10 protein-coding genes are annotated in these 12,921 nt (G+C 72.6%); all 10 read right to left on the bottom strand.

Annotated features, from left to right (window positions below; translation table 11 throughout):
- Positions 1–23 precede the first annotated feature (23 nt).
- Positions 24–1,442, bottom strand: a complete 1,419-nt coding sequence (locus L3078_RS38085) for an alkaline phosphatase family protein (RefSeq protein ID WP_239758634.1) — start codon at positions 1,440–1,442, stop codon at positions 24–26.
- Positions 1,439–2,608 (bottom strand): metabolite traffic protein EboE, encoded by a 1,170-nt coding sequence (eboE, locus tag L3078_RS38080; protein ID WP_239758633.1) that lies wholly within the window; start codon positions 2,606–2,608, stop codon positions 1,439–1,441. Before eboE ends, L3078_RS38085 begins: the two co-directional genes overlap by 4 nt.
- Positions 2,609–2,611: 3 nt before the next feature.
- Positions 2,612–3,460 carry a TatD family hydrolase gene (locus tag L3078_RS38075; RefSeq protein WP_239758631.1) on the bottom strand — a complete coding sequence of 283 codons (849 nt, stop codon included), beginning with the start codon at positions 3,458–3,460 and terminating at the stop codon, positions 2,612–2,614.
- Positions 3,460–4,182, bottom strand: coding sequence for an EboA domain-containing protein (locus L3078_RS38070; protein WP_420864141.1), 723 nt, complete (start codon positions 4,180–4,182; stop codon positions 3,460–3,462). The genes L3078_RS38075 and L3078_RS38070 overlap by 1 nt, the downstream gene beginning before the upstream one ends.
- Positions 4,179–5,087, bottom strand: coding sequence for a sugar phosphate isomerase/epimerase family protein (locus tag L3078_RS38065; protein ID WP_239758629.1), 909 nt, complete (start codon positions 5,085–5,087; stop codon positions 4,179–4,181). The genes L3078_RS38070 and L3078_RS38065 overlap by 4 nt, the downstream gene beginning before the upstream one ends.
- Positions 5,084–6,349 (bottom strand): inositol-3-phosphate synthase, encoded by a 1,266-nt coding sequence (locus tag L3078_RS38060; protein WP_239758627.1) that lies wholly within the window; start codon positions 6,347–6,349, stop codon positions 5,084–5,086. The genes L3078_RS38065 and L3078_RS38060 overlap by 4 nt, the downstream gene beginning before the upstream one ends.
- Positions 6,350–6,480: 131 nt before the next feature.
- Positions 6,481–7,872 carry a ThuA domain-containing protein gene (locus L3078_RS38055; protein ID WP_239758626.1) on the bottom strand — a complete coding sequence of 464 codons (1,392 nt, stop codon included), beginning with the start codon at positions 7,870–7,872 and terminating at the stop codon, positions 6,481–6,483.
- 9 nt (positions 7,873–7,881) lie between these two features.
- A complete protein-coding gene (locus L3078_RS38050) occupies positions 7,882–10,434 on the bottom strand; it encodes a PQQ-dependent sugar dehydrogenase (RefSeq protein WP_420864140.1) in 2,553 nt (850 codons plus the stop codon).
- Positions 10,435–10,541: 107 nt separating this feature from the next.
- Positions 10,542–11,546 carry a sugar phosphate isomerase/epimerase family protein gene (locus L3078_RS38045; RefSeq protein ID WP_239758624.1) on the bottom strand — a complete coding sequence of 335 codons (1,005 nt, stop codon included), beginning with the start codon at positions 11,544–11,546 and terminating at the stop codon, positions 10,542–10,544.
- A 13-nt stretch (positions 11,547–11,559) separates the two neighbouring features.
- Positions 11,560–12,915 carry a Gfo/Idh/MocA family protein gene (locus tag L3078_RS38040; RefSeq protein ID WP_239758622.1) on the bottom strand — a complete coding sequence of 452 codons (1,356 nt, stop codon included), beginning with the start codon at positions 12,913–12,915 and terminating at the stop codon, positions 11,560–11,562.
- Positions 12,916–12,921: the final 6 nt, after the last annotated feature.

The raw sequence follows: 12,921 nt of genomic DNA, 5'->3' as shown, positions 1-12,921 counted from the left end.
GACCCGTGGGTCCTGGGCACCGGTCAGGACAGACCGGCAAGTCGGAGCAGGAGTGCTTTCACATCGGTGGCCGCGACACGGTCACCGACGGCTCGGGGGGTGGAGCAGATGATGAGCGGACCGTCGTCGTCGCTCGCGGGAAGGCGGCCGTGGCTGCCGCGAATAGGCGAGGGATCCAGCGGCACGACCGCCATGCGGTAGCGCAGCCCGAGTTTCTTGCGGGCCAGTGCCGTGGCCGCCTTGAGCTTCACCAGCGGGTCGAGCGGGTCCATGAACAGCTCGACCGGGTCGTAGCCGGGTTTGCGATGGATCTCGACGGTGCGTGCGAAGTCGGGCGCGCGGTCGTCGTCGAGCCAGTAGTAGTACGTGAACCAGGCGTCCGGCTCCGCGACGGCGACGAACTCGCCGGAGCGCGGATGGTCGAGGTGATGGGCCTTCTTGCCCTCGTCGTCGAGGAGTTGATCGATCCCGGGCAGGTCCGCGAGGGCTTCCCGGGTGGCGTCCAGGTCCTCGGCGCGGCGTACGTACACATGGGCGATCTGGTGGTCGGCGACGGCGAAGGCCCGTGAGGCCATCGGGTCGAGGTACTCCATGCCGTCCTGGGTGTGCACGTCGAGGAGGCCGGCGCGGCGCAGGGCGCGGTTGATGTCGACGGGGCGGTGCACGCGGGTGATGCCGTACTCGGAGAGCGCGACGACGGTCCGGCCTTCCGCGCGGGCGTCGTCGAGCAGGGGCGCCAGGGCCCGGTCGAGGTCGGCGGCCGCCTTCAGGGAGCGCGGGTCGTCGGGGCCGTGGCGCTGCAGGTCGTAGTCGAGGTGGGGGAGGTAGCAGAGCGCCAGGTCGGGGCGGCGGGTGCGGAGGATGTGGCGGGTCGCGTCGATGATCCAGCGGCTGGAGACCAGGTCGGCGCCCGGTCCCCAGAAGTGGAACAGGGGGAAGGTGCCGAGTTTCGCGGTGAGTTCGTCGTGCAGGGCCGGGGGCCGGGTGTAGCAGTCGGGTTCCTTGCGGCCGTCGGAGTAGTAGATCGGACGGGGGGTGACGGTGATGTCGGTGTCGGCGCCCATGGCGTACCACCAGCAGATGTTGGCGACCGTGTAGCCGGGGTGGGCGCGGCGGGCGGCGTCCCAGAGTCGGTCGCCGGCGACGAGGCCGTTGTGCTGGCGCCAGAGCAGGACGTCGCCGAGTTCGCGGAAGTACCAGCCGTTGCCGACGATGCCGTGCTCGGCGGGGAGCGTGCCGGTGAGGAAGGTGGACTGGGCGGCGCAGGTGACGGCGGGCAGGACGGTGCCGAGCGGGGCACGGGAGCCGGACTGTCCGAGCGCCTTGAGGTGGGGCATGTGGTCGAGGAGACGGGGGGTGAGGCCGACGACGTCCAGGACGAGGAGAGGGGTGGGCCCGGTGTCGGGCGGGGGCTCCGGGGTGGTGCTGCTGTTCGGGTTCACGGCAGCTCCTTGAGGCCGAGGTCGGTCAACAGGTCGCGGGCGAGGACGAGTTCGGCGGCGATGCCGTCGGCGAGCTGGGCGCGGGTGCTGGGGCGCAGCTCGGGCGGCAGGGCCTGCCAGGTGTAGGTCTCGACCTCCAGATGGCGGGTGAGGGGGTGGGCGCCGCCGACCAGGTGGGCCAGGGCGGCGGTGAGGACCGGGAGGGTGGAGGTGAGGGGTGCGGTGGGGGCCGCGTGGAGCGGGACGTGGAAGTGGGAGCGCCAGGGGGAGGCGTCGGGCAGGGTGTCGCCGCCGAGGGCTTCGCCGAGGTCGTCGGTGCCGCGCAGTCCCGCGGCGGTGGCGGTGCGGGTCTGGTGCAGGAAGCGGGGCTCGTCGAAGGCGGCGAGGGCTTCGCGGACCTCGGGGAGGTGGGGGTGTTCGGCGTGCAGGGCGGCCGAGAGCTGGGATTTGACGACCGGGACGCCGGCGCGGGTGAGCGCGTCCAGGGCGGTGTGCGGGTCTTCGAAGGAGGTGGCGAGGTGGCAGGTGTCGACGCAGATGCCGATGCGGTCGTGGCCTATGTCGGTCAGGGGGCCGATGGCGTCGGCGGTGGTCTCGACGGTGCAGCCCGGTTCGGGCTCCAGACCGATCCGGATGGAGCGGCCGGTCAGCTCGGCGACGGCGTCGAGGCGTTCGGCGAGGGTGCGCAGGGCCGTGCGGGACCGGGTGGCGCGGGTGTCGTCGTAGGCGGTACGCCAGGCCAGGGGCAGGGTGGAGACGGTGCCCTCGGTGACGTCGTCCGGGAGGAGCCGGGCGAGCACCCGGGCGAGGGAGGTGGTGTGGTCGAGGCGCTCGGGGTCGGCCCAGTCCGGCTTGTAGACGCGGTACTTGACCTCTTCGGCGCCGAAGCCCTGATAGGGGAAGCCGTTGAGGGTGACCACTTCGAGGCCGCGCCGGTCGAGTTCGGTGCGCAGGCCGCGCAGCGCGGACGGGTCGGTGACCAGGGCCGCGGCGGCGTCCCTGGCCAGCCACAGGCCGATGCCGAGGCGGTCGCGGCCGAGGCGGCGGCGTACGGGCTCGCAGTGGTCGCGGAGTTGGGCGAGGACGCCGTCGAGGGTCTCGGCGGGGTGCACGTTGGTGCAGTAGGCGAGGTGGACGGTGGAGCCGTCGGGGTGGCGGAAGCGCACGGTTCACTCACCGCCGCGCAGGATGCTGTTGCCCTCGTGCGTGGCGTCGGTCGCGGTGACGTCGAGGTCGAGTCGGCCGCTGAGTCCGTAGAAGGCGACCGGGTTGCGCCACAGCACCAGGTCGACGTCGTCCTCGTCGAAGCCGGCGGCGAGGAGCGCGTCGGCGACCCGGCGGGTCTTGAGGGGGTCGCTTCTGCCCCAGTCGGCTGCGGAGTTGACCAGCACCTTCTCCGGTCCGAACTTCCGCAGGACGGCGACCATGCGCTCCTCGTCCATCTTGGTGTCCGGGTAGACGGAGAACCCGAGCCAGGCGCCGCTGTCCCTCGCCTCCTCGACGGTGGTCTCGTTGAGGTGGTCGAGCAGCACCCGCTCGACGGGCAGGGCGGAGGCCCGTACGACGTCGAGCGTGCGGCGCAGACCGGCGAGCTTGTCCCGGTGCGGGGTGTGGACGAGAGCGGGCAGGCCGTGGTCGGCGGCCAGCTGGAGCTGGTGTTCGAGCGCGTGGTCCTCGGCCGGGGTCATGGAGTCGTAGCCGATCTCGCCGACCGCCACGACCCGGTCCTTGAGGAGGTAGCGGGGCAGCAGGTCCAGGACGGGTGTGCAGCGCGGGTCGTTCGCCTCCTTGGGGTTGAGGGCGAGGGCGCAGTGGTGGGCGATGCCGTGCTGGGCGGCGCGGAAGGGTTCCCAGCCGAGGAGGGAGTCGAAGTAGTCGACGAAGGAGGCGGGCGAGGTTCGGGGCTGTCCCAGCCAGAAGGCCGGCTCGACGACCGCGCGGACACCCGCCTCGTGCATCGCCTCGTAGTCGTCGGTGGTGCGTGACGTCATGTGGATGTGGGGGTCGAAGATGCGCATCAGGACTCCTCGGCGTCGGCCGGTGGGGGCGCGGTCAGGGCCAGGACGCGGTGCAGGTCCTCGGGTACGGGACGGCCCGCGGCGGTGCGTTCCTCGGCGAAGGCGCGGAGCATGCGGGCGAGTTCGGTGTCGCCCCGGGCCCGGCGGGTCAGGTCGGCGACCTCGTCGACGCGCACCCCGGTGAACAGGCACTTGAGGACGGCGTGCCGCCAGGGGTGCGGGGCCAGCCGGCGGGCGGCGTACGGGCCGAGGGCGGCGGCGACCAGGCGGGTGTCGTTGGTGCGCAGGGCGTCCTCGACGAGGTGCAGCGCCTCGGGGCCCGGCACGAGGTGGGGCAGGGCGTGCAGGACGGCTCGGCGTTCGTCGGCGGTGCCCTGGCGGTAGACCCGGGTGAGCGCGTCGGTGTCGGCGCGGGCCGCGTGCAGGATCAGGACGCGGACGGCGTCGGCGTGCTCGGTGCCGCAGCGCCGGCCCGCCTCAGCGAGGCGCAACTCCCAGACGGCGATGGGCCCGTGGCTGCCCGGATGGTCGGCGGCCTCCTCCAGCGCCCGGCCCAGCCAGGTGCGGGCGGCGGCCGTGAGGTGGGCATCGAGGTGGCGGCGCAGGTCGGCGGGGGCGGTGTGGGCCGGGTGGTGGATCTGGTGGGCTTCGTGGTGTGCCTGGTGGTGGGCCGCGTGGGCGTGGTCGGTCGTCGGCGCGGCCGGGGTGCGGGGGTGGGTCACGAGGTGCTCCCGGGGTCGGCGGTGCGGCCGGTCGTGCCGTGGCTGAGGGCGAGGGACTGTTCGAGGAAGGAGAGGGACTGCTCGGCGAAGTGCGGGCCGACGTGGGAGTGGCGGGGCAGTTCGACGACGGTCAGGGCCCGGTAGTCGGCGGCGGCGAGCGCTTCGAGGACGGGCGGGAAGTCGATCTCGCCCTCACCGAGGGGGAGGTGTTCGTGGACGCCGCGCCGCATGTCCTCGATCTGGACGTGCCGCAGCCAGGGCGCGGCGGCGCGGACGCAGTCGGCCGGAGGGAGGGGTTCGAGGCACTGGCAGTGGCCGATGTCGAGGGTGAGGCCGAGTGCGGCGGGGCTGTCCAGGGCCTCGCGGAGGCGGTGGAAGTCGGCGAGCGTGGCGAGGAGGTGACCGGGTTCGGGTTCGATCGCGAGGGGGACACCGGCGGCGGTCGCGGCGTCGAGGACGGGGGCGAGTGCCTCGGGGAGGCGTTTCCAGGCGGTGTCCTCGTCCGTGCCGGGCGGGGTGATCCCGCTGAAGCAGTGCACGGCGTGGGCGCCGAGGTCGGCGGCGACCCGCACCGCCCGGATCAGCAGGTCGGCCCGGCGGGCCCGGTCGTCGGGGTCGGCGTCGAGCAGGGTGGGACCGTGCTTGCGGCGGGGGTCCAGGACATAGCGGGCCCCGGTCTCCACGGTGACGGACAGCCCGAGCGCCTCCAGCCGCCGCGCGAGCCTCCGGGTGCGGGCGGCGAGGTCGGGGGCGAGCGGGTCGAGATGCATGTGGTCGAGCGTCAGCCCGACCCCGTCGTAACCGAGGTCGGCGAGGAGCGCGAGCGCGTCGTCCAGCCGGAGGTCGGCGAGCCCGTTGGTGCCGTAGCCGAAGGAGAGCTTCGGTCGAGGTGGCCGCGCGCTCATGCCGGGCTCCCGTCCGAAGGTCCCGGGTCGCCCGCGACCGAAGGCCCCGGCTCGCCCGCTTCGAAGCCGTGCGGCGGCTGCGGGTGCAGCGGGTTCGGCCTCAGGCGCGGGCGCAGCCGTTCCGCGAAGCCCGCCAGTGCCGCGTACTGCTCGCCCAGTGCCGCCGGGGCCTCCCCCGTGGGGTCCTTGAAATAGAAGCCCAGCTCGGTCAGGGGGCCGGAGAGGCCCGCCTCGTGGGCGCGGGACAGGAGGCGGGCGAGGTCGAGCACCAGGGGCGCGGCCAGGGCCGAGTCGCAGCCCTGCCAGGTGGTCTGGAGGAGCATGCGCGTGCCGAGGAAGCCGTCGAAGGCGATGTGGTCCCAGGCGGTCTTCCAGTCGCCGAGGGCGGGGACGTCGTCGATGTGGGTCTCGCCCTCGGGGGTCGCCCCGAGGCTGTCGGTCAGGACGCGCTCCTTGCCGGCGTTCTTGGCAGCGGCGGCGGCCGGGTCGGCGAGGGCGGCGCCGTCGCCACCGCCGAGCAGGTTGGTGCCGGACCACGCCCGGACGGTCAGGGCCCGTTGCGCGAACATCGGGCCCAGGACCGAGCGGAGAAGGGTCTGGCCGGTCTTGCCGTCGCGACCCGCGTACGGCAGTGCGGAGGAGGCGGCGAGGTCGGCCAGGGACGGGTGTTGGAGGCCGGTCGACGGGGTGAAGTTCACATAGGGGCAGCCGGCGCGCAGGGCCGCCGCCGCGTAGAGGGAGCTGGGCGGCAGGTCCGCCCCGGTGGGCGCGGGTTCCGTGGAGGCGACGTTCACCACCACGGCCCGGTCCAGGCCCCGGCGTCGTACGAAGTCCTGGATGTCGGTGGCGTAGGAGGAGATCAGCTCGTCGGGGGTCCTCGTGTCGCCCGGGAGGGGGCCGCCGGACCGGATCTCCCGGTCGGCGGCGGCCAGTTCGGCTCCGACGGCCCCGGGGAGGCCGTGGGGCAGGACGCCGCCGGCCGCGAGGGCTTCGGCCCGTTTGGGCAGGGGGCAGTCGACCGTGTCGTGGCCGCCGAAGACGAGGGAGGAGAGGGGCGGAAGGTGTGCGTCGGCGAAGAGAGGGGTCTCGGTGACCATGCCCGTCGGGGCGTGCAGGCCCGCCGTGACGGCCGCGCAGCCCGCGACGACGGTGGTGGCGACGGAGCCTCGTGCTCCGATCAGCCAGACACCGACACGCGGTGGGGAATCGGACGCGGACACGGGCGCGGACACGGACACGGCCGTGGACACGGGCGCGGGCATGGGCAGCCTCCTCGTCGAACCGGTGGTGGGAAAGCCGGTGGCCCTCCGTGGGGAAGAGGGGGAAGGGGGTGAGGGGAGAGGAAAGGGGCGAGACGGCGGGCGGAGGTCCGGCGTCCCCCGCCCGCCGTCGCTCAGTCGCCCGGCGGCGGGTCCGCCCGGTCGGCGGCCCGTGCGGGCAGTTCCTTGATCCGGATGTCACGGAAGGACACCTGATCGGCGGATCCGTGGTTCTGGATGCCGAAGTGGCCGTCCCGCAGGCTCCGTACCGGATCGGTGTTGGTGAAGTCGTTGATCTTCACGCCGTTGAGCCAGACACGGAGGCACTCGCCCTCCACGCGGATCTCGTACGTGTTCCACTCCCCCGGCGGGTTCAGGGCGCGGTCGCGCTTCCCGATGTCGGCGGAGCGGAAGCCGTAGACGGACCCGGTGGTGCGCTCGGGTACGTCCGTGGCGTCGATCTGGACCTCGTAGCCGTTGTTCACGGCCGACCAGGGGTCGTCCGAGGGCGGGAAGCCCACGAACACACCGGAGTTGTCGTCCCCGGAGGCGCCGGACATCCGCCAGTCGAGCTTCAGGGAGTACGACCCGAAGCTCCGGTCGGCGTACCAGAGCATCCCCATGCCACCCGCCGACGTGATCGTGCCGTCGTCGGACAGGGTGAAGGAGCCCGGACCGGCCTGCCGCCACGCGGAGAGGGAGGCCGCCGTGCCGTCGAACAGCGACCGGTAGCCGTTCTCCGGGCGGCAGTCGGCCTGGGCCTCGCCGATCGCCCACCGGATGCCGCCCAGCAGGTGCTGCCGGAAGGCGGGTTCGGCGAAGGACTCCTTCGTGTGGCCGCCGCCGGTGTAGAACGCGCGGCCGCCCTGATAGTCCTGGCACCAGGCGATGGGATGGTCGCCGTTCATGGTGCCGCCGGTGTACGACGACTCGTCGAGCGAGGCGAGGACATGGGCCCGCGCGCGGGGGTTGGAGCGGTAGTTGTACCACTCGTCCGTGCGGTTCCAGGTCGCGCCCAGGCCGGCGGTGGCCGGGTGGGCGTGGTCCTCGACGTCGACCGTCGCGGGCTGGATCGCGGGGTGCGACTGGAAGTACGCGCCGGCGAGCCCGCCGTAGAAGGCCCAGTCGTACTCGGTGTCGGCGGCGGCGTGGATGCCGACGTACGCGCCGCCGCGTTTGATGTACCGCTCGAACGCGCCCTGTTGGGCCGCGTTCAGGACGTCACCCGTCGTGGAGAGGAAGACGACGGCGTCGTAGCGTCCGAGGTTGCGGGCGGTGAAGGCGCCGGCGTCCTCCGTGGCGTCGACCGTGAAGCCGTGGGCGGCGCCCAGTTCCCGTACGGCCGTGATGCCGTCGGGGATGGAGTCGTGGCGGAACCCGGCGGTCTTGGAGAACACCAGCACCCGGCGCTCGTCCCGCTGTTCCCTGGAGCCGCCGGCCTCATCGGACACGGCCGGCCCCGACACGCATCCGATCAGCAGGGCGGCGCCTCCCGCGGCGGCCCACACGCGTCCTTGCTTCCGCATGGCCACCCCTCACCGCTTCGTGAAGGTGAAGTCGTCCACGTCGAACAGGCCGCCGGAGCCGCTCCCCTTGAACACCAGGTACAGCGTGGTGGTGCCACGCGGGGCGCGGGACAGGTTCGCGGTGACGTCCTGGAAGTTCTCCCAGCCGCCGGTCGGCGGCACGGTCGCGCTGCCGAGGAGACGGCCGGTCGGGGAGCCCGCCCGGACCTCCAGCTTGCCGCCGGCGCCCCCGGAGGAGACACGCGCGGTGATCTTCGTGGCGTTGGAGAGGACGTACGGCTCGAAGGAGATCCAGTCCCCGTTGGAGATGTCCCCGACGGTCTTGCCACCGTGGGCCGTCGGCTTGGACTGGACCGCGATGCCGGAGGAGTCGCCGTAGTGCTCGGCCTGGCGGTGGGTGGGCTGGACGACGTTCTGGTCGTGGGTGGTCAGCGGTGCCTGGCCGCCGCCTCCGCCGTCGGTGTACTCGGCGTCGAACACCCCGAAGATGTTGGCGTTCTCGTCGTGGCCGCCGTCGGCGCTGGTCTGGATGGTGCCGGTGCAGCCGTTGGCGGAGGTCACGGGGTGGCCGTGGCTGTCGTGGCCGAGGATGAAGGTGACCTTGACCTTGGCGCAGTCGATCGTGCGGCCGTCCTCCGGGTCGCTGACCTTCACCTTGAACGGTACGGCGTCACCGAAGGCGAACAGCTGCCCGTCCGCCGGGAGTTGCAGCTCGACCTTGGGCGCGGTGTTGCCGACGACGATCTGCACGCTCGCGCTGCCGGTGCGGCCGGTGGCGTCCTTCGCGGTCACGGTCGCCGTGTAGGTGCCGTTCTTCTTGTACGTGTGCGACGGGTTCGCGGCCGTGGAGGTACCGCCGTCGCCGAAGTCCCAGCTGTAGGTGAGGGCGTCGCCGTCCTGGTCGGTGGTGCCCGCCGAGGAGAAGCGGACCTTCAGTTTCGCCTGGCCGGAGGTGCGGTCGGCGGCGGCCTGGGCGACCGGGGAGTGGCCGTCGGTGGCGTTCTCGATGCGGTACAGGGCGGAGTTCTCGTCGCCCCCGAACCAGGCGAGTCCGTAGTCGAGGACGTACAGCGCGCCGTCCGGGCCGAAGGCCATGTCCATGATCTGGGTGCCGGTCCAGGGCACGTTGTTGATCGACTGGACGGTGCCGTCGGCGTCGCTGCTGATCCGCTTGATCCACCGGCGGCCGAACTCACCGGCGAAGAAGTCGCCGTCGTACGCCTCGGGGAACTTCACCGGGGAGTCGAGCGCGGCGTCGTAGTCGTAGACCGGGCCGCCCATGGGGGACTCGGAGCCGTCGCCGAACTCCGGGACGGAGTTGCCGTTGTAGGGGATCCAGGCGGGCTCGGCGGGCGGCAGGTCGGTGAGGCCGGTGTTGTTCGGCGAGGTGTTCTTCGGGGCCGCGCAGTCGAAGGCGGCGCCCGAGGTGCCGGTGGCGAAGTCGTAGTCGACATAGGCGTCGTTCTTGCCGGTGCAGTACGGCCAGCCGAAGTTGCCGGGTTTGGTCACCCGGGCGAACTCGACCTGCCCGGCCGGGCCGCGCGAGGGGTTGGCGGCGCCGGCGTCGGGGCCGTACTCGCCGACGTAGAGGATGCCGGTCTTCTTGTCGACGCTGAAGCGGAACGGGTTGCGGAAGCCCATCGCGTAGATCTCGGGGCGGGTCTTGTCCGTGCCGGGCGCGAAGAGGTTGCCGTCGGGGACGGTGTAGGAGCCGTCGGCGCCGACCTTGATGCGCAGGATCTTGCCGCGCAGGTCGTTGGTGTTGCCGGAGGTGCGCTGGGCGTCGAAGGCCGGATTGCGGTTGGCGCGTTCGTCGATGGGGGTGAAGCCGTCAGACTGGAACGGGTTGCTGTCGTCGCCCGTCGACAGATACAGGTTGCCCGCCGCGTCGAAGTCGATGTCGCCGCCGACGTGGCAGCAGATGCCGCGTGAGGCGGGGACGTCGAGGATCTTCTTCTCGCTGGCGTTGTCGAGGGTGCCGTCCGCCTTCAGGACGAAGCGGCTCAGCCGGTTGACGCCGTCGAAGGGCGCGAAGTCGGCGGCCGTACCGGTCTCGGGGGCATCGCCGGCCGGGGTGTTCAGCGGGGGCGCGTAGTACAGGTAGATGAAGCGGTTGTCGGCGAAGCCCGGGTCGACGCCTATGCCCTGGAGGCCCTCCTCGTCGTGGGAGTACACGTCGAGCTTGCCCGCGAGCCTGGTGTTGCCCGCCGCGTCGGTGAGGCGCAGTTCGCCGTCGCGCGAGGTGTGCAGGACCGAGCGGTCCGGGAGGACGGCGAGCGACATGGGCTCGCCGACCTCCGGCTCGCCCTTGGCGAGGGTGACCTGCTGGAAGTCCTCGGCGGCGGCCTTGGGTCCGGCGGCGGCCTGCTGTCCGGCGGCGGACCTCGGTCCGGTGTCGGCCGCCCCCGCCGCCGGCGCGGTGAGGGAGAGCGAGGCGCCCGCGAGCAGCAGACCGCTCAGCAGGGCGATCGGCCCGCGCAGTCCACGGCGTCTGAAGAGGCTGGTGGTGCTGGTAGTGCTCGTGGTGCCAGTGGTGCGTCTGGTGTCGTCGTACGGGTGCACGAAATGCCTCCAGTAAGGGGCTGGTCGTACGGAGGTGTACGGGTGTGTGCGGTACGCCGGGGTGCGCCGTCACCCCGGAAGACAGGAGCCGTTGTGGCAGGGAACCGTTACTCGTTGCCGCCGAACGCGGCGTCGAACGACGCCGTCGGCGGTTCGAAGTCGAACGCCTTGAGGTGGGCGAGCGCCTCGGGGGCACCCTGGAGCCGGTCCATGCCGGCGTCCTCCCACTCGACGGAGATCGGGCCCTGGTAGTCGATCGAGCGGAGCATCCGGAAGACGTCCTCCCAGGGCACGTCGCCGTGGCCGGCCGACACGAAGTCCCAGCCCCGGCGCGGGTCGCCCCAGGGCAGGTGCGAGCCGAGGCGGCCGTTGCGTCCGTCGAGGCGCTTGCGCGCCTCCTTGCAGTCGACGTGGTAGATCCGGTCGCGGAAGTCCCACAGGAAGCCGACCGGGTCGAGGTCCTGCCACACGAAGTGCGAGGGGTCGAAGTTCAGCCCGAACGCAGGACGGTGGTCGACCGCCTCTAGGGCGCGCTGGGTCGTCCAGTAGTCGTAGGCGATCTCGCTCGGGTGGACCTCGTGGGCGAACCGCACGCCCTGGGCGTCGAAGACATCGAGGATCGGGTTCCAGCGGGTCGCGAAGTCGTCGTAGCCTCGCTCGATCATCGACTCGGGGGCGGGCGGGAACATCGCGACCAGATGCCAGATGGCGGAGCCGGTGAAGCCGATGACGGTCTCCACACCGAAGGCGGCCGCGGCCCGCGCGGTGTCGGCCATCTCGGCGGCGGCCCGCTGCCGTACGCCCTCGGGCTCGCCGTCGCCCCAGATACGGGCGGGCAGGATGGCCCGGTGGCGTTCGTCGATGATGGCGTCGCACACCGCCTGGCCCACCAGGTGGTTGGAGACGGCCCAGCACTTCAGGCCGTACTTCTCCAGGAGTTCGTGGCGGGAGGCGAGGTAGGACGGGTCGGCTAGGGCCTTGTCGACCTCGAAGTGGTCGCCCCAGCAGGCGAGTTCGAGGCCGTCGTAGCCGAAGTCGCGGGCGAGGCGGCAGACCTCTTCGAGGGGGAGGTCGGCCCACTGGCCGGTGAAGAGCGTGAAGTCGCGCGGCATGTGCGGGGCCTCCTCAGACCGCTGTGGGGGTGTGGGTCGGGGTGTAGACGGAGTTCTTCTCGGCGCTCTCCTCCACCGCCGCGAGCACGCGCTGCACCTGGAGCCCGTCGGCGAACGACGGCTCGGGGCGCCGGCCCTCCGCGACGGCGTGCATCAGGTCGCGGGCCTGGTGGACGAAGGTGTGCTCGTACCCGAGGCCGTGCCCCGGCGGCCACCAGGCGTCGAGGTAGGGGTGGTCGGGCTCGGTGACGAGGATGCGGCGGAAGCCGGCGTGGGCGGCGGGCTCGGTGTGGTCGTGGTAGGCGAGTTCGTTGAGCCGTTCCAGGTCGAAGGCCAACGAGCCGCGCTCGCCGTTGAGTTCGATGCGCAGGGCGTTCTTGCGGCCGGTGGCGAAGCGGGTGGCCTCGAAGGAGGCGACGGCTCCGGAGGCGAAGCGGCCGGTGAACAGGGCCGTGTCGTCGACGGTGACCGCGCCCCGGCCGGCCGTGCCGCCGGAGGAGGCGAGACCGCTGGACACCCCGGCCGGCAGGGGCCGTTCGCGCACGAAGGTCTCCATCAGCGCGGACACCCCGACCACCGGCTCCCCCGCCAGGTACTGCGCGAGGTCGACGATGTGGGCGCCCAGGTCGCCGAGGGCTCCCGAACCGGCGGACTCCTTGCGCAGCCGCCAGGTCAGCGGGAACTCCGGGTCCACGAGCCAGTCCTGAAGGTACGTCACCCGCACGTGCCGCAGGGCTCCGAGCCGCCCCTCGGCGACCATGCGGCGGGCGAGCGTGGTGGCGGGCACCCGGCGGTAGTTGAAACCGACCATCGCCAACCTGCCGTTGGCGTAGGCCTCTTCGGCCGCCGCCGACATCTGCTCCGCCTCGGCGACCGTGTTGGCGAGCGGCTTCTCGCAGAGGACGTGCTTGCCGGCGGCCAGCGCGGCGAGGGCGATCTCGGCATGGCTGTCGCCGGGGGTGCAGATGTCCACGAGGTCGATGTCGTCGCGGGCGATCAGCCGCCGCCAGTCGGTCTCCGTCTCCGCCCACCCGTGCCGGTCCGCCATGGCCCGCACCGCGTCGCCGTCGCGCCCGCAGACGGCGGCGAGCACGGGGGTGAGCGGCAGGTCGAAGACCCTCCCCGCCGTGCGCCACCCCTGGGAGTGCGCGGCCCCCATGAAGGCGTAGCCGACCATCCCGACCCGCAGCTGCGGACGGTCCGCCCCACCGGCGATCCCGGCGGGCCAGGTCCCGGCGCGCGGACCGTCGCCGGCCGGCGTACCGGTGGGCGGGGCCACGGCTCCGGGAGCGGTCCCGGCCCCCGCGTCGGGCCCCGGTGCTCCTGACTCCTCCGCCTCGGCCTGGTCGGGCTGCTGCGGCTGTCCCATGCGTGT

Source organism: Streptomyces deccanensis (genome assembly GCF_022385335.1).
Taxonomy (GTDB): domain Bacteria; phylum Actinomycetota; class Actinomycetes; order Streptomycetales; family Streptomycetaceae; genus Streptomyces; species Streptomyces deccanensis.
Note: the sequence above shows the minus strand (reverse complement) of the source record. Positions and strands in the feature narration are given on the sequence as shown.